Annotated in this window: 11 protein-coding genes; 6 read left to right on the top strand and 5 right to left on the bottom strand. The window is 45.6% G+C overall.

Translation table 11 applies throughout. The features are described 5' to 3' along the window. Window positions 1-213 precede the first annotated feature (213 nt). Together ggt and ACXACS_RS19660 are read left to right on the top strand one after the other, a co-directional pair. Complete coding sequence (gene ggt, locus ACXACS_RS19665) at window positions 214-1,905, top strand: gamma-glutamyltransferase (RefSeq protein WP_474809117.1); 1,692 nt, start codon at window positions 214-216, stop codon at window positions 1,903-1,905. A gap of 181 nt (window positions 1,906-2,086) precedes the next feature. Further along, window positions 2,087-3,013: a Dyp-type peroxidase gene (locus ACXACS_RS19660; protein ID WP_474809115.1), complete on the top strand. Its 927-nt coding sequence runs from the start codon at window positions 2,087-2,089 to the stop codon at window positions 3,011-3,013. An 85-nt stretch (window positions 3,014-3,098) separates the two neighbouring features. On the opposite strand, the gene ACXACS_RS19655 is transcribed toward ACXACS_RS19660, so the two are convergent. The 4 genes from ACXACS_RS19655 to ACXACS_RS19640 form a co-directional block, all read right to left on the bottom strand. Continuing rightward, the gene (locus ACXACS_RS19655; protein ID WP_474809113.1) at window positions 3,099-4,175 is read right to left on the bottom strand and encodes an adenylate/guanylate cyclase domain-containing protein; all 1,077 of its coding nucleotides are present in this window, start codon (window positions 4,173-4,175) and stop codon (window positions 3,099-3,101) included. A 166-nt stretch (window positions 4,176-4,341) separates the two neighbouring features. Further along, window positions 4,342-5,622 (bottom strand): glutamate-1-semialdehyde 2,1-aminomutase, encoded by a 1,281-nt coding sequence (gene hemL / locus ACXACS_RS19650; RefSeq protein ID WP_474809111.1) that lies wholly within the window; start codon window positions 5,620-5,622, stop codon window positions 4,342-4,344. 4 nt (window positions 5,623-5,626) lie between these two features. Beyond that, the gene (locus ACXACS_RS19645) at window positions 5,627-6,640 is read right to left on the bottom strand and encodes an aspartate carbamoyltransferase (RefSeq protein ID WP_474809341.1); all 1,014 of its coding nucleotides are present in this window, start codon (window positions 6,638-6,640) and stop codon (window positions 5,627-5,629) included. Window positions 6,641-6,790: 150 nt separating this feature from the next. Next, window positions 6,791-7,444, bottom strand: a complete 654-nt coding sequence (locus ACXACS_RS19640) for a TetR/AcrR family transcriptional regulator (RefSeq protein WP_474809110.1) — start codon at window positions 7,442-7,444, stop codon at window positions 6,791-6,793. A 129-nt stretch (window positions 7,445-7,573) separates the two neighbouring features. On the opposite strand from ACXACS_RS19640, the gene ACXACS_RS19635 reads away from it, so the two are divergent. From ACXACS_RS19635 to ACXACS_RS19625, 3 genes are all read left to right on the top strand, one after another. After that, a complete protein-coding gene (locus ACXACS_RS19635) occupies window positions 7,574-8,713 on the top strand; it encodes an efflux RND transporter periplasmic adaptor subunit (RefSeq protein WP_474809109.1) in 1,140 nt (379 codons plus the stop codon). Next, a complete protein-coding gene (locus tag ACXACS_RS19630) occupies window positions 8,713-11,859 on the top strand; it encodes an efflux RND transporter permease subunit (RefSeq protein ID WP_474809107.1) in 3,147 nt (1,048 codons plus the stop codon). Before ACXACS_RS19635 ends, ACXACS_RS19630 begins: the two co-directional genes overlap by 1 nt. 164 nt (window positions 11,860-12,023) lie before the next feature. Next, a complete protein-coding gene (locus ACXACS_RS19625; RefSeq protein WP_474809106.1) occupies window positions 12,024-12,731 on the top strand; it encodes a DUF2982 domain-containing protein in 708 nt (235 codons plus the stop codon). Between the two features lie 29 nt (window positions 12,732-12,760). Here the strand turns inward: ACXACS_RS19625 and ACXACS_RS19620 are convergent, their stop codons facing one another. Further along, window positions 12,761-15,880, bottom strand: a complete 3,120-nt coding sequence (locus ACXACS_RS19620) for a hybrid sensor histidine kinase/response regulator (RefSeq protein WP_474809104.1) — start codon at window positions 15,878-15,880, stop codon at window positions 12,761-12,763. Window positions 15,881-16,239: 359 nt separating this feature from the next. On the opposite strand from ACXACS_RS19620, the gene parC reads away from it, so the two are divergent. Beyond that, entirely contained in the window at window positions 16,240-18,525 is a 2,286-nt protein-coding gene (gene parC, locus ACXACS_RS19615; protein ID WP_474809102.1) for a DNA topoisomerase IV subunit A, read from the top strand. Window positions 18,526-18,573 lie beyond the last annotated feature (48 nt).

The following is an 18,573-nucleotide window of genomic DNA, read 5'->3' as shown; positions in this document are numbered from 1 at the left end:
CCTTATTACTTCGTTTAAGCCCCGCAGTTGCGGGGCTTTTTTCGTTTAAAGTCATGTACTTTTTAGTTGCTATAAGACTAAGGAAAAGGCCCTAGGCGTAATGTGACAATAACGCTACACTATGTTTTCAGGGGCTTAGGTTTTCAAGAGCTTAGGTTTTAAAGGGTTTAGGCTAGATTTATCAACGGCAACGTTTTTGCAAAAAGGATAGTTATGACTGCAAGTGTGCGACTACTACCTTTGATATTGGTTTTCTTCAGTATCAATTGTTTGGGCTATGACAGAATAACGGGGCAACCCTTTGCAAGTCGCTCAGAAGTTATTGCAAAGAACGGCATGGCGGCAACTAGCCAACCATTAGCCACGCAAGTGGCTTTGGATATTTTAAAACAAGGTGGCAGCGCGGTTGACGCAGCCATTGCGGCCAACGCCATGTTGGGGTTGGTTGAGCCAACAGGTAGCGGTATTGGCGGCGACTTATTTGCCATTGTGTGGGATGCAAAAGAAGAAAAGCTGGTGGGGTTAAATGCCTCTGGCCGATCACCACGACAGCTAACCAAAAAGGTCTTTGCTGAACGCGGTCTTCATCAAATACCCAAATTTGGTCCTCTGCCCGTATCTGTCCCTGGTGCTGTAGACGGTTGGTTCGCGCTACACGAGAAATTTGGCAAACTGCCTATGTCAGCGTTGCTCACGCCATCTATCAAATATGCCCGAGAAGGCTTTCCGGTTTCCGAGGTCATTGCTTACTACTGGCAGATGAATCAAGAACGAATTGGCCATTACGATGGCTTTGCTGAAACCTTTCTTATCAATGGTAAGGTACCGCAGAAGGGGGACATTTTTAAAAACCCCGGGTTAGCCGTGACCTATGAAAAGATAGCAACTGGGGGGCGTGATGCCTTTTATAAAGGGGATATCGCCCGTACTATCGATGCTTATATGAAGTCCCAAGGGGGCTTTTTGTCATACCAGGATTTATCTTCACATACCTCTGAGTGGGTAGAGCCTGTTTCCGCTAACTATCGCGGCTACGATGTATGGGAGCTTCCGCCAAACGGACAAGGCATCGCAGCACTACAGATTCTTAATGTGCTAGAACGTTACGATATCGAAGGAATGGGGTTTAATTCAGCTGACTACATCCATACCTTTGTGGAAGCCAAAAAACTTGCCTTTGAAGACCGCGCTAAGTTCTATGCGGATCCAGATTTTAATGAGATTCCCGTCGATTGGCTGATTTCGAAAGAATATGCTGCTGAGCGGCAAAAGCTGATTGACAACGAACGCGCAGCAAATCGTGTTGATGCAGGTATTTATGAAGGAGATACCATTTATCTGACCGTTGCTGATAAAGAGGGCAATATGGTGTCCTTAATTCAAAGTAACTACCGCGGCATGGGCTCAGGCATGACACCTCCAGGGCTAGGTTTTATTCTTCAAAATAGAGGTGAGATGTTCACGCTTGAAGAAGGGCACTTTAATGAATATCGCCCGGGAAAGCGTCCATTTCACACCATTATCCCGGCTTTTGTAACAAGAAACGGTAAGCCAGTGATGAGCTTTGGCGTGATGGGAGGTGGAACTCAGCCTCAAATGCATGCACAAATTATTGTAAACATTCTCGACTTTGGCATGAATTTGCAGGAAGCGGGTGATGCTCCACGCATACTGCACAGTGGTTCAAGTAGCCCAACTGGGGCGCTTATGACCGATGGCGGCTATGTGAGCTTAGAGTCTGGCTTTAGTGAAACCGTTCAACGAGAACTCATGGAGCGAGGGCATAAGCTGCAGCGCGTTGTAGGCGCATTTGGTGGTTACCAAGCCATTGCTTGGGATGAGCAAAAAGGTGTCTATTTTGGCGCATCAGAAACGCGAAAAGATGGACAAGCAGCGGGCTATTAAGCACACTAGAGTAAATATTAAGCGATAGATTATCTGCTCAATAAAGCTTAGCTTCACTTGAAAAGGTTTTTAAGTTTGAAGTAGTTGCTACAATTGATAAAAGGTTCGCAATACAAAGCGTGACGAATGTTCGTCAGCAGCGAAGCGTCATAGTAAGACGTTAATAACAAAAAGAGCGGCAATGACACAACCACAAAAAGGTCTCTGCGCTGAGCCCAACTTACATGCACAGTATTTGTTACTGAACGTAATTGACGATGATAGCCAAGCCGTGCGCGCAAAATTGTCTCGCGTGCTGGATATTTTTGAGCACTTCGAGAATGAGCATTACGAGGCTATGGTTACAGGGGTAGTAGCCATAGGTACGGGTTATTGGGCAGAAGTCTATCCGGGTTTGATACCCGTAGAACTTGCCCCCTTTCCCGATATGCAGTGTGAAGACCGAAGTGCGCCCACCATGCCCTGTGATCTCTTTATTCAAATACGTGCTGATAGGTTAGATATCTGCCACGCCGTTGGCATTGAAGTGATGGACCTGTTGCGTATTCATGTAGAGCTTGTTGAACAGATAAGAGGGTTTAGATATTTAGATGGGCGTGACCTCAATGGGTATCTTTATGGCGCGGATAACCCTCGTGGTATGAAGCGCAGAAAAGTAGGCGTTATCGGGGAAGATGACCCTGATTTTAGCGGTGGCAGCTATGTTCATGTTCAGCGTTATCGCCATGATTTAAGGCGCTGGAACAGCCTCTCGAGCCGCCAGCAAGAGCAGGTTATGGGTACAACGCAAGAGCATAACTTAGTCAGTAGTGAGCAGTCAGAGTCGTCACACAATGTAAGAGCAAGTACGGTCGCCCCAGATGGCGACGAGCCAAGACTAATAAAGCAAGGCATGCCTTACGGCGATATGATATCTCAGGGGTTATTCTTTGTAAGTTGTAGTGCGAGCGCGCGGCCTTTTAAACAAATGCTGCATAGCCAGATATACGGCAACGGTGAAGGCGACTACGACCGCTGGCTAGACTTCACCAGTGCCGAAACGGGCGCTGCTTTCTTCGCACCCTCAGTGACCTTTATTCGGCAACAAGCAAAGCTTTCGGAAAACTGAGAGTGTTGAATTAATGCTACTGCTCACAAGAGAAGGGAATGCTCCAACAGGTATTAACCGTTTTGAAGCGTTAGAACGATTAATGCTAGAGAACCAAGGCGCCGTCCCAGTCAGTAGCAAGATCTAAGTTTTTGTAGATACGGCACACATCTAAGTGGTGATGTACAAGTGAGTCATTGGGGCTTATGGCTAGGGCCGTTTCAAAGTATGCAATAGACTCGTCCCATTGCTGATTGATTCTACATGCCAGACCCGCCGCTATTTTCGTTTGCACCGCAAGCTTCTTCTCTTGTTCTTTTTCTGGCAGGTGGCTGAGAATTTCATATATCTCGATAGGCGATTTTCGTCCTTTAACTCTGACCCAGTCAAGTAAGCGGGTTCTAAGGGAGTCGTTAGGGCCGATAATTTGTAGCACCTGAGCGCTTACAATAATATCTGCTTGGTATTTAGGCGTTAGGGCTTCTAGTCGGGAGGCGATATTTACACTATCGCCTATAACCGTGGTATCCATTCTATCCTCCGAGCCCACGGTTCCCATAATGACTTGGCCGAAATGAATACCTATCCCCATATTTATGGCTTCGTAGTCGCAGTTTTTCCGGTGCCCGTTATAAATCGTTAATGCTTTACGTAAATCCAACGCTGCTTGTACCGCATCTAACGCTTTTTCTTTGGGCGTGCCGCCTTGATGGTCGAATAGCGCCATGATGCCATCGCCCATAAACTTGTCGATAAAGCCTCGGTTTTGGTGAATAGGGTCATTCATTCGCGTGAAATACGAATTTAGAAAATTCATCAGTTCTTGCGGGGTAATACGCTCAGAAAAACCTGCAAAGCCACGAATATCACAAAACATGATGGCAACATCGTTTTCAGCAGCATAGCCCAGTTCCAATGAATCTACATCGGTGGTAGCCATATGTTCAACGAACTGGCGGGGTACAAATTTCTGAAAAGTTTGGGTAAGTTTTGAGGCTTCATCAGCAGCGGCCTGAAACCGGGCTTCGTCTGCAGCCTGCAGTGTTGCTTCATACTTACTCGAATTGCGGGATAGGGCTTTTCTCAGTCGATATTTGAAGCGCCTGCTTCGCCTGACATAAAGAATACTTATAACAGTGCTATAAACAGTAAGTGCAACAAGCGCGCTTATTTGCCAATCCATTGTTAATCACACCTTTCAATTTCCTACAGAAAAACAGCAAAAATGCGGTTGGTAATTATACTGCAAAGCAAGTATAAAGGATAAATCGGCGTTAACACATTACTTTTAATTACATTTACAAAAAGTGCTAGCGCCGAGTTTTAATTAACGGTAAGGGACAATTAACTTATAGGGTGGAGAACACTTTATCTGCCGCAGCCAAAGTTTTTTCAATGACCTCGGCATCGTGTGCTTTCGAGACAAAACCTGCTTCATAGGAAGCGGGAGCCAAATAAACACCTTGTTCTAACATACCGTGATAAAACTTATTGAATTGCTCGGTATTACAGTTAATCGCCTGCTTGTAGTTAGTGACTTTCTCTACGTCTGTGAAAAATATCCCAAACATACTGCCAGCAATATTAGTAGTTAGACTAATATTGTGTTTGTCAGCTAGTGCCTGAAATCCATCGACGAGTTTTTGTGTATTCTCAAAGATAGAATCGTAAAGACCAGGCTGTTTGATTTGGGTTAACGCAGCAAGTCCTGCCGCCATAGCAACAGGGTTACCCGAAAGTGTACCGGCTTGGTAGATAGGGCCGGTTGGGGCAATATGAGTAATGATGTCGCGGCGACCACCGAAACAGCCCACAGGCATACCACCACCGATAACTTTACCCAAGCAAGTAAGGTCTGGTTTTACGTTGTAGCGTTCCTGTGCACCGCCACGAGAAACGCGGAACCCTGTCATCACTTCGTCAAATATAAGTACGCTGCCGTACTCATCACAGATAGTGCGAAGCCCTTCAAGGAAGCCTTCTACTGGGGGGATGCAGTTCATGTTGCCAGCGACTGGTTCAACAATAATACACGCAATATCATCGCCGTGAGCTGCAAAAATTTCTTTTACGCTATCTAGATTATTGTATTCAACCGTTAGCGTGTGCTCGGCTACGTTGGAAGGTACGCCCGGAGAGCTAGGTACACCAAGGGTTAATGCGCCAGAGCCTGCTTTCACTAAAAGTGAATCGGCATGACCGTGATAGCAGCCTTCAAACTTAACGATTTTGTTGCGGCTAGTGTAGCCGCGGGCTAGTCGAATGGCTGACATGGTGGCCTCTGTGCCAGAGTTAACCATGCGTACCATTTCCATAGATGGCACCAACTCGCTAACAAGTTCGGCCATGATCACTTCCGCTTCGGTTGGCGCACCGAATGAAAGGCCACTGTATGAAGCTTCAATCACTGCTTCGCGGATTTTTGCATTGTTATGACCTAGTACCATCGGCCCCCAAGACTGGATGTAGTCAATGTATTGCTTACCATCCGCATCCCACATATAAGCGCCATCAGCTTTGGTAATGAAGCGGGGTGTGCCGCCTACCGCTTTAAATGCGCGAACAGGTGAGTTTACGCCACCGGGAATGGTTCTTTGGGCGCGGGTAAATAGGGCTTCAGATTTTTGCATGTAATTACTTACTCTTATTGCTGTACCAAACAACATCGCGCTCATACTTGGTCAGAAGGTTTTCTACACCAAGGGTTAGCGCAAACAGGGCCATTCTTACAAGCACACCATTGTCGGTTTGCCTAAAGATAGCGAGGTTTGGATTAAGGTTTAGATCGTTATCTAATTCGTTGGCTTCCATACGTGAGTCACGAGGAAGTGGATGCATAATAACGGTCTTCGACTGAAAGTGTTTCGTGTAAATCGACTGATTTAAGCGGAACTTACCTCGGTATTTGTTCGCTTCTTCTTGAGAAGGGAAGCGCTCTTCTTGAATACGAGTTTGATAGCATATATCCGCATCCATATTTCCTTCGAGCGTGTCGGTAATAGTAAGCTGGTGTCCAGCATTCTCAATGGCATCAATAACTGGCTGAGGCATAGCCAGCTCTTTCGGCGATATCAGCGTGAAGCGAATATTCTTAAACAGGCATAATAGGCGTGATAAAGAGTGTACTGTTCGACCGTATCGCAGATCGCCAATCATTGCGATATGTAATCCATCAATACCGTGACCGTTGTACTCAAGCTCACGTTTAATGGTAAATAGGTCTAAAAGTGCTTGGGTGGGGTGTTCGTTTGCGCCGTCTCCCCCATTAATTACAGGCACTCGACTACCTTCTGCAAACTCAGCGACGGAGCCGGCTGCAGGGTGTCGCATGGCTATAATATCAGAATAGCCGCTTAGCACGCGGGCGGTATCATAAAGCGATTCGCCTTTAGCAAGTGCAGAGCTAGACATGCCAGTAGTTTCTCTTACTTCGCCGCCTAAAAGATTAAAAGCGGTACCAAAGCTCACGCGGGTACGCGTACTTGGTTCGAAGAAAAGATTTCCGAGAATAGCGCCGTCTAGTACGGTAGTGCGCTTTTGCCGCTTCGCATAAGGCTTCATGGAATTGGCGACCGAGAAGACTTTCTCAATGGCCTCGCGATCAAATTGATTAACCGAAAGAATGTGGTTACCGGTAAAGTCAGACATGCGCTTCTCAATCATCAACGAAAACGCCGCTAGTTTATAATACCGCTGGGGTTAAGTCATTAGCGCAAGGTTAATCTTACCTAACGTTTTTCTCGGTTTGACCACCTGGTTAAATAGTATTTGTGCTGTCTGAAATGGCTAGGATAATTTTCAGCTTTTACCACTTTGCTGCGTGTAATGAGTAAAAAGCAGCAGAATTTTCTCAGCGGCACTGTCAACGTGGGCTGTGATTTCGGCGTCTTCTAGCGGAGACTGTATGCCGCATAACATCATGGTGTGGTATTCGCCTTTAAGTAGAGCGCAATAATCCACGGCTAGCTGCTGCGCAACATCAGCGCTTAAGCTACCTTGTCCAAATCTCTCTATCACTGTGCTAAGTGTGGCGAGCGACGCTTCAGGGCCTGCCTGATAAAACAATGTAGCTACGTGGGGGCTATTTACCGCTTCGGCGATAATTACGCGAAATATAGCGATAGCTTCAGGGTCTTGTAACAGGCGTACAAACTGACACCCCACTTTTTGCAAGCATTCAAACAGTGAAAGCGAGCCTAAGGAGGCGTCGATAAGCTGCTGAGTGTCGAGTTGATACGAGCGACATTTTGAAGAGATAGCGGCTTTAAACAGAGCATCTTTGCTCTCGAAATGAGAGTAAACCGTTTGTTTAGACACTCCTGAAGCCTTAGCCACGGTGTCCATTGACGTACTAGCAAACCCTTCTTTTAAAAACAAGCAAGACGCGGCGTGCAATATAAGATGATATTTCTCTTCACTTTTGGGACGGCCTTGCTTTTTGATGTTAGCCACGTACGTTCTCACTTTATTGCAGAATATTTAAATATCAAACTGGACGGTCTAGTATTTATATACTAGCATAGCACAATAAGTATGCAAATATAGCCTAAAGCACACGCCTAATTGGTTAAAGGAACTGTTATGACTGCTGCAAATACCCCATCTAAAAATGGCAAATTCACGTTACTTATTTCGATTGCCGTTTTTACAGCTGCACTGGTGGTATTACTGATGACTGCTGGTTTGGGGAATGCAACGCAAACGCCGGAGGCAAGACTACCCGTTGCGGTCTCAACAGGTACGGTCACCATTCAATCAGGTTTTGAAACGCCTATTAATGTGTTTGGTTTAGTTGAATCACCCAAGGCCACATCTTTATCCTTTGATGTCGCTGGTCAAGTTACCCGAATGCTTGTTGAAGAAGGGGATGTAGTCAGTCAAGGCGATATTCTTGCTCACCAAGATTTGCAGCGTCTAAATGCAAGAAAGAGAGAGCTACAAGCAGCGCTAGAGCGAGCAAACGCTGATCTTGCACTTGCTAAAGTCAACAGTGATAGGACCACCTCATTGGTGGAGAGAAAGCTAGAGTCAGCGCAACGACTAGACGAAGCAAAAGCGAATTTAAATGTAGCGAAAGCGCAGGTTAGCGAAATGCAGGCCGCGCTCGAATCTCTCAATGTAGAGATAGCAAAAACTACACTCGTTTCGCCTTTTGATGGTGTTGTTAATCGCCGATTTTTTGATGAAGGCAGTGTGGTGAGTGCAGGAAGCCCTGTATTTGGCATTACAAGTATCGACAATTATCAAGCGCGTTTTGCGGTACCTGCTGATGTCGTAGAGCAGTTTGATGTTAATGAACCTGTGCTTGTGCGTATTGGCGATATCGATGTTGCCGGGACGGTATCTCAGCGGCTTCCAGTACGTAACGTGCAGACTCGAACCGTAGATATTCTGGTCACACTTAATAGTAACGAACAGGTTCGTCCTGGCGATATGGCAATTCTGTCTGCCTTCCGCTCCCATTCTGAAACAGGCGCTTGGCTTCCTGTAAACGCGCTAAGTAATGGCCTAAGAGGCTTATGGAGGGTTTTTGTTTTATCCAGTGAGTCAAACGCCACCATAGAAGCGCGCGTTGTCGAGGTGGTGTACACAGATGGAAATAAAGCGTTCGTTCGCGGCGCTCTCAAAAATGGCGATGTCTATGTTAATGAGGGCACCCATAAATTAGCGCCGGGGCAAATGGTAGCTATACCTAGCCAACAACATGCTGGGGCGCGTTAATGACGTCATTTAACTTCGATACTGATAAATCCTACCCGTGGTACACGCTCTTTTACCGACGGGGCCATTTGCTGGTTTTAAGTCTATTGATTTTGATTACCGCAGGGTTATCGGCTTTGGGCTCATTACCGCGAATAGAAGACCCTCGAATTGATACAAGAAATGCGCTAATTATCACCCAGTATCCCGGCGCATCAGCCGAGCGAGTTGAAGCCTTAGTCAGCGACGTACTTGAAGACAGGTTAAGGGAGATATTTGAGATTAAGGAAGTGAAATCTACCTCTCGTGCTGGGATTTCTATCATATTAATTGAAACACAGGACTGGATAGACAACACCAGTAACGAGCAGCTATTTAGCGAGATCCGCGATGCAATAGGTGCTGCCGCTGAGTCATTTCCAGAAGGTGCAATGGCGCCAATATTCGATGAAAAACGCGGCGCGACTGCTTTCACCTTGTTGCTTTCTGTACGTGCCGACCATTTTGATAATACACCTATTACACTTACCGCTCGTTTGGCTCAGGAACTTACCGACCGACTTCGCAATGTTAACGGTACTGAGTTAGTGCGTGTATATGGCGCACCGCAGGAAGAAATTAGTGTCAACATAGACCCTATTAAGCTTGCTGCTACAGGCCTTACATTGCAGCAGGTAAGCAATACAATCAGTCGTGCTGATCCCAAATTGCCTGCAGGTATGTTGAATACCGAACAAAGTAACCTGCGCTTTACGGTGGGAGAGGGCTTAAATGGTGTAAACATGATAGCGTCTATTCCTCTTGTTAATGAACAAGGGCGCTATTTGAGAGTCGAAGATGTTGCGTCGGTAGAACGCAGTTACACCACTCCACGAGGCGAAATAGCCTTTTTAAATGGTGAAGAGTCTATCTTTGTAGCCGCCCGCATGCAGCCGTCGTTGCGTTCTGACGTATGGACAAAAAATGCATTAGCGGTGGTAGAGCAGTTTAATAAAGATTTCAGCGGAACCTTAACTGCTACGGTGGCATTTGAGCAAAATGAATATACTGCCACGCGCCTTGCCGACCTATCGATGAACTTATTGATGGGATGTGCGGTTGTCATGATGGTTATTCTACTTTTCATGGGGTTTCGCGCAGCATGGATTGTGGGGTTAGCACTGCCATTGTGCGCCGCTTTTGCATTGTTTTCATTGAGCTTTTACAACGAGCAAATACACCAAATGTCAATCTTCGGCATGATCATCGCCATCGGCCTGCTTATTGATAATGCTATCGTAATTACCGATGAAATACGCATTAACTTACAAGACCCTAACCTAACGCGGGTAGGAGCTATGGCAAAAAGTGTTTCTCACTTATTTGCGCCACTTTTAGCTTCAACACTTACGACTATTCTCGGCTTTATGCCTATCTTTCTTCTTGATGGAAATATAGGTGATTTCGTAGGGCCAATAGCGATAAGCGTGGTCATGGCGCTCATTGGCTCTTTGTTTATTTCACTGACTATTATTGCCGCGCTAGCCGCACGATTTTTACCAAAGCACGACAATGCATCCCAAGGTAAAGCCGTATCCAATTCGTGGTGGAAAGTGGGTCTTCAAGCGCCGCAGTTAAGCCTAGCTTTTAAAAGGCAGTTAGGTCGTTGGGTCAAACAGCCCATTCTCGTGCTACCGGTTGTTGCCATACTTTGCCTGTCTGGCTTTGTGCTGTCTTCGACATTGGCCAATGTGTTCTTCCCAAGCGCAGATAGAGACCAGTTTGAAGTTTATCTGTGGACGAAAGAAGGAAGCAGCATTGACAACACTACCCACTACGTTAAAGAAATTGATGCCGCTATTCGCTCCGAGCAAGGTGTAAAGCAGGTTAGCTGGTTGGTGGGCGGCTCTGCCCCTTCGGTGTATTACAATCAAATGATGACTCGCGATAACATGCCTTATTTTGCTAATGCCGTGGTTTCTACCCACACGGTAGATGAAGCGGTAGCGCTGGTGGGTGAGTTACAACATTCTCTCGATAGCGAATATCCTGAGGTACAAATTGTAGTACGAGCATTTGGGCAAGGTCCGCCAATTGCCGCGCCGGTAGAAGTCGAAATATTTGGCCCAGATCTTAATATACTGAATGACCTAGGCGATAAAGTTCGTATGTTGATGTCACAAGTTGACGGCATATCTCAGTCCATCACCAGTATCTCTATGGGCGAGCCCGAACTTAAAATCAATGCCGATAGCGATAACTTATCTTACCTTGGCTTAACCCTTTCTGAGCTTGCTAATCAAATGCAGGTTAATTTCTCGGGGATCACCGGTGGCTCGGTACTGGAGAGCACAGAAGAAATTCCGGTTAGGGTAAGGCTGGATGAGGCCTACAGACAAAACGTAACGGGTGTGGATGCTATGCCCATACCTGTAGCCGGTGACAATGCAATCTCGTGGTCACCACTGGCGGCGGTTACTAATTTAACGCTACAGCCTGCAACTAGCAGCATTACCCGTGTTGACGGAGAAAGGCTTAACCGCATTCAGGCGTTTTTACTGCCAGGTGTGCCGGCAATTGATGCCAGTAATCAGTTAAGAGACTTGCTTGAAAGCCAACTTGAACTGCCCGAGGGCTATAGAATTCACTTGGCGGGCGATGCAGATGAACAGCAGCAAGCGCTAGGCAAGCTTGCCACTTATGCGCCTGTTTTATTGGTTTTAATGATAACCACGCTCATATTGACGTTCACAAGTCTGCGTATGGCCGGAGTTATCGCACTTGTCGCGATACTTTCAGTGGGACTAGGAATGTTTAGTTTGTGGATTTCAGGCTTGCCAGTAGGATTCAACCCTCTACTTGGCTGTGCAGGGCTTATTGGTGTTGCAATTAACGGTTCGATAGTGGTCATTGCTGCAATCAATGCTAATCCCAAAGCAAAGCAAGGCGATACCAAGGCCATTGTTGAAGAAACCATGAGTTGTAGCCGCCACATACTCTCGACAACCTTTACAACGGTAGGCGGTTTAATTCCACTGTTGTTATTTAGCGAGGGAAGCTTCTGGCCGCCATTGGCTGTTGTGCTCGCAGGTGGAGTTGGTTTTTCGGTTATCTTGTCGTTAGTATTTACGCCAACTATAGTGGCGGCATTTCAACGATATCGTTATAGAAACCACACATTAGCTTGATTTTGCGGTTAAACTATCCCTTTCTAATGAGCGTATAATAAGGGTGTATCAGCGTATGCGAAAATCTCATCCAATATTGCGCTGGTGGCAGACTGACTGCGTGAAATGTAAACGGGTCAGACTCTATATCGTTTGGGCCATAATTATGTTGGTGGTGTACTTGTATGTCTGGCACTAGTGTTGAACCTATCTATATCCGAGCTGCGTCAAAAAGTAACGGCATCACTAGCCTAGTATTGGGCTGTGTAGGACTTTTTGTCGCAGCATTGTGGCTGGCCTTTTTGCCAGATTGGTTGTTTTTAGCCGGTATTTTTCTGACAAGTGCGGCACTGGTGTGTTTACTAGTGGGTTATTTTAAGGTACGCGAGCCAGACTTCAGCTTAGAAATAGCCAGAGATTACATCACCTATCGCCACCGCCTCGGCAGTTGGCGAATTCACTGGGACAACCTCCAGCGTGCAGATTGCCCACGTGTGCGCCATGGATTAGATCACGTTCCCTTAGAAACAGTCGGCTTCAAAATAAAAAGCTATACTGATTTTTTAAATACAATATCACCTAGGCTTGCTACACACTTACTGATGGAGCAGCGACCTCTGCTAATGCAAAATACCGACGAAAACTGCGCGTCGGGAAGTTGTTACGAACAATCAATGTTTGACGATAAGCAATACGTTATGGAAGACGGTACTATCATTAAAGGAATAAAAGCCATGTTAGCTCATCGTATGGTAGAGCTTCGAAAACGTCTCGGTTTTGATATTTTTATAGCAAGCTCAGAGTTAGATAGAGACGCCAGCGAATTTGCTAGGTTAATCGCTGACTGTCAGCAATCACGGAAGTTTTTCCAAAAGGAAAACGCCACGCAATAACCAGTGCTATATGCGTGGCCAATAATTTGTTATACGCTAGGCTTACTCTCCCGTAACACTTTCTCTGCTTCAGCGATAAGTGCAGGTAAATGCTCATCAACAAGTTTATGCTGGCCTAACTTGAGCGCGCTTTCAGTATCATTCGCCAAATGCTGCATGCGCGGCAAGCCAGTATAACAACATGCACCATGAAGCTTGTGTACCTCGGTCTTTAGCTCTTTATAATCTTTTTCTTCCCACAGCGTTGAAAGTAATACAATGGTTTCTGGGAGCAGCTCTATAAAGCCGTCTAACATTTCTTTCGCGGTGTCTTGGTTTTGATTGGCACGTTTTAGCGCAAGCTGCCAGTCAACTGAGGGAAGCTCTATTTCCCCTGGTTCAATGCTGTGGCACCAGGATTTAATTAGGTTAATAAGTAATTCTACTTCGATAGGCTTAGGAAGATAATCATCCATACCTGATGCGAGTAATCGCTCCTGTTCTTCCTTAAATGCGTGAGCGGTGACAGCGATAATAGGCGTACCCATATTTACAGGAGATTTACGAATTTCCCTAGTTGCTTGTACACCATCCATCCCAGGCATCTGAACGTCCATTAAAATCAGGTCGAACTCTTGTGTCTGACACTGATTTACCGCATCTTGCCCGCTAATCGTTGTAATGAGTTCTACAGGTGAATGGTCAAGCCATGTATGCAGAAGTTTCAGGTTCATTTCCATGTCATCAACAGCCAATATTTTCACGTTAGGCAAACTGCTGATCTTCTCTTGCATGGCATTTTTCGCAGGCGTAGCGTGCTGGTTTACCAAGCTATCTAACTTAGTCAAGGTTATTGGCATACGTATCTGAGAATGGAAGTGCTGCGATAGGCTTGGATATTGAGCGTACGGCTCGGGGCCAGAGTACCAGAGGATTCGTTTTGTGGCTGGAAACTGTACAAATCGGCTTAGGTAAGTATCACGCAATGCTATTTTGCTTACCGGTACCGTTGCCATGAAGAAGTCATATTGACCGTTTAGCGTAGCTAAATAGTCTAACGATTCCACTGAGGTGACCTTGGCACCCAATATAGACAACATATTAGCGCTGGAGCGGCGGGTTGCGGGAATGGGGTCGAAAATAACCACGTTTTTATCTTTCCAGTCTTCGCTGCTCGTCAATGAATACTTTTGGCTAAGCTGATTCATACGAAGAGAGACGCTAAACGTAGAGCCCTGGCCCAGCACACTCTTAAGCGAAAGGTCTCCGTTCATCAGGCGAACGAGTTCCCTGCTAATAACAAGGCCTAAGCCCGTACCTTGGTAATTTCGATTTAGTGCATCGTCTACCTGTGAAAACGCGCTGAAGAGCTTTTTCCTGTCTTGACGACTAATACCAATTCCCGTGTCTTCAACGACAATATTTAATTCGTGGATACCATGAGGAAGCGAGCGCCCGCTTGCTGAGAATGTAATGGCTCCACTAGAGGTAAACTTAAGCGCGTTGCTGAGTAAGTTGTTAAGCACTTGCTTGATGCGAAATACATCACCAATAAGTTTTTCAGGCAGCGGATTTAAGTCGAAAACGAACTCAATGCGCTTGCTATGCGAAGACTTGGCCATGATAGTGACCATTTCTTCGAGTAGTTTATTAGGTGAAAAAGGTTGGTTGTTTATTTGAAGTTTGCCCGCTTCAATTTTTGAAAAGTCGAGTACGTCGTTAACAATGGTGAGCAGGTTTTCAGCTGCAGTATTGACGATCCGAACCTGCTCTTGCTGGTCCGTAGGTAGCAATGCGTTATTAAGTTCTTTGCTAAACCCCAATATTGCATTTAGCGGCGTGCGTATCTCATGGCTCATGTTTGCAAGGAACTGAGATTTTACGTTACTGGCCTTGATGGCGTCTTTTCGCGCAATGTCTAAGCGTGCATTCTGCTCTTCAATAAGCTCAACATTATTGCGTAAATCATCGGTTGCTTGTTCTACTTCGCTTTCAAGCTGGCTTCGACTTTTCTCCATGAGTGCAAAAGAAAAAAGTCCAGCTTCTAGGAAAACGCCAACTTGGAAGCAGTAGGTAGTAAAGTCGTTAGAGGGCAGCACACCGATAAGGCTTAACATGCCAATAATGGCACCGGTAGCAAGCATACCCCATGCAAAAATAAAGTAGCGTGCAGGTCTGAAATTATTGAGGAAGGCCTCCACCCCTGCGTAGATGTAGCTCAAAATCGCTACCAGCCCTACGCCATATACCAGGTTGTTCTTCCAGATAGAGGGAAGAAGATCGACAAAGCACACGAGTCCAGTGAGCGCTTGGCACACCAATAATAAGTTTATAATAGGATGAGCAGTGGGCGAGTGCTTTTCGGTTTCTAAGAAGGTCATGGTAAACAAACCTGAAGTGATACCGATAATGACGAATATCAATTCCGAATGACCGACTAGCCAAGAGGGAATTCCTTGAGTGAATAAGAGGTGTGTATGACCGCCCCACACGAATTGCCATAAGATCACCGCTAATATGTATCCAACATAAGCAACCAGGCTTTTCTCTTTTACGCCGAAAAATAAGGCCAAATTATAGATGGCAAGTATGAGTAAGCCACCGTAAAAAAAGCCCCAGAGCAAACTGTCCATTTGGAAATAACTGCTGTGTAAAGGCTCAGCTTGTATGCGAAGTGGAGCGATGAGGCTTGATGAATGACTCTCAATGCGTATGTAAAGGTCAACGGGGTCGCTGTTAGCGAGTTCAACTCGAAAGGTAGGAACGCGAAAACGCTGCTCTTTTTGCGCCTTACCTTGATGACTTTGACTAATCACCTTTCCATTTTGTACTAAATAGAAATCAACGTTATCGAGCTGACTAAAGTTTATTGAAAACACCCAGTTCTTGTCGTTTGAAACATTGGCAACGGATGTTAGCAACCACATACCATTATTGCGAAAGCCAAAGTTAGGGTTTCCGTGAGGATGCATAAGAAAATCATTTCGTCTTCTTGATACATCCCCAATGGTAAGCTGGTAATCGGTTTCGAACAGAAAGTACAGGGAGTCTGATAAATCTAGCGTACTTTGTTCGTCAAAAAGCTGCTCGATATGCTGCGCTTGGGAACAAGAAGGCCAGAAGCTAGCTAGCAAAATAAATAGGAAAGAAAGTGCGCGAAAGGTTGCCATATTATTCTGTACTTTAACTACCATTTAAATAAGGGTTTTATTATTTTTAAGGCGAATGTTGAACGCAAAATTCAGCCCAATCTATTTAAACACTCTATTTGCAGAATAACAAAGCAAACCATTAACACATTGATAGCGTTTACATTGCAAGGCTCTTTGCTAAATAGTAAAGACGGTGAGGCATTGGCTATTTGAAAAGTGATGACAATTGTTTTCAAAGATTGCACACAAATGCGGTTTACCCCACAATAGCCTAAACGCTCGCGTACATTCAGTAAGTAGTGCGCTACAACACAACGAGAATGGCGGCCTTTCTATTACGAGCGCATTGGTATTAATAACAAAACGAAAAAACTATCATGAGTGACGAGATCATCATTAATCGCGATGGGGTAGAGCAACTTCCTCTTCGACGTTTCACCGAAGACGCTTATCTAAACTATTCCATGTACGTCATCATGGACCGTGCTCTTCCGCATATTTCCGATGGTTTAAAGCCGGTACAGCGACGTATTATTTATGCGATGTCCGATTTAGGCTTAAGCGCGAATGCAAAATATAAAAAGTCTGCCAGAACCGTAGGTGATGTACTTGGTAAATTTCACCCACATGGTGACTCTGCCTGCTACGAAGCCATGGTGCTTATGGCGCAGCCTTTCTCATATCGCTATCCCTTGGTTGACGGTCAGGGGAACTGGGGCGCACCGGATGACCCTAAATCGTTTGCAGCCATGCGTTATACCGAAGCTAAGCTTTCTCGATTCTCGGAAGTGCTGTTAAACGAACTTGGCCAAGGCACAGTAGACTGGGTGCCCAACTTCGACGGTACGTTAGAAGAACCAAGTGTATTACCTGCCCGTTTACCGCATATTCTGCTTAACGGTGTGACAGGTATTGCAGTAGGCATGGCCACTGATATTCCACCGCACAATGTAAGAGAGTTGGCTAACGCATGCGCTATGCTGCTGGACAACAGTAAAGCTGAGCTTAGCGACGTCCTAGAACATGTTAATGGGCCAGACTACCCCACTGAAGCCGAAATTATTACGCCAAAAGCCGATATTAAAAAGCTTTACGAGACTGGGCGTGGCTCAATAAAAATGCGTGCTGTCTACGGCGAAGAGAATGGGGATGTGGTCATTACTGCTCTACCTCATCAGGCGTCTGGCGCCAAGATCCTAGAGCAAATAGCTTCGCAAATGCAGGCGAAAAAGCTGCCAATGGTAAGTGACCTTCGCGATGAATCGGACCATGAAAATCCAACTCGCTTAGTTATTACTCCTCGTTCAAATCGCATTGACGTTACTCAATTAATGCAGCATTTGTTTGCAACTACCGACCTTGAGAAAAATTACCGCGTTAACCTGAACATGATAGGCCTAGACGGTCGCCCTCAGGTTAAAGACTTGCGTACTATTTTATCTGAGTGGTTGCAGTATCGAAAAGATACAGTGACACGACGTTTGCAGTATCGCTTAGATAAAGTATTGGCGCGTCTACATATTTTAGAAGGTTTGTTAATTGCGTTTTTAAATATCGATGAAGTTATCGAAATTATTCGTACTTATGACAAACCCAAGCCTGAGCTGATGTCGCGTTTTGATTTAAGTGATAAACAGGCCGAAGCCATTTTAGAGCTGAAACTTCGCCACTTAGCCAAATTAGAAGAAATGAAAATTAAGGGTGAGCAGGACGAGCTAGCTGCCGAGCGTGACAAGTTACAGCAACTGCTTGGCTCAGACCGTCGCCTTAAAACCCTCATTAAAAAAGAAATCCTTGCTGACGCCGAGAAATACGGTGACGACAGGCGTTCACCTATTGTCGAGCGTAGCGAGGCTAAAGCGCTGTCTGAAAAAGAGTTAGTGCCTGCGGAATCAGTTACAGTTGTACTTTCAGAAAAAGGCTGGGCACGTTGTGCAAAAGGTCACGATATTGATGCTGAAGGGCTAAGCTATAAAGCGGGTGATGCTTATTTATCTAGCGCTGAAGGCAAAAGTAATCAGCCTGCCGTATTTATGGATAGCTCAGGGCGAACATTCTCGTGCGACGCTCACGGACTTCCCTCTGCACGAAGTCAAGGCGAGCCTTTAACCGGGCGCTTTAGTATTGTTGGTGGGGAATCCTTCCAGCACGTGATTATGGCGCAAGACGAGAGTAAGTTCTTGGTGGGTTCTGATGCGGGCTATGGCTTCGTCGGCACATTCAAAGATATGGTTAGCAAGAATAAAGCGGGTAAAGCCTACTTGTCATTGCCTACAGCAGCGAAAGTAATGAAACCAATGCCAGTGACTAACCCTGACTCTGATTGGTGTTTAAGTATTTCTAACGAAGGGCGCATGCTTATGTTCCCTTTGCGGGATTTACCAAGTCTTGGTAAAGGAAAAGGAAACAAACTTATCAATATTCCTTCAGCAAAATCTCAGTCCCGTGAAGAGTATGTCAAAGTTCTGGCTGTCGTGCCTGATGGCGCAGCCATTAAGGTTGGAGCAGGGAAACGCAGCATGACTCTGACTGCTGAAGATCTCACGCATTATCAGGGGGAAAGGGGCCGTAGAGGGAATAAACTGCCACGTGGTCTACAGCGTGTTGATAGCGTGGACGTTGTGCCAACGAATAATGGCGAAGCACCTGAAGATTTATCATAAAGTTTAGGTTGTTCTTATGCTTAGGTGAACTACACTCATTATATTAAT

Source organism: Alteromonas sp. AWM4_230 (assembly GCF_056158305.1).
The sequence above is the reverse complement of the archived record's forward strand: the minus strand, read 5'-3'. Positions and strand labels throughout refer to the sequence as shown.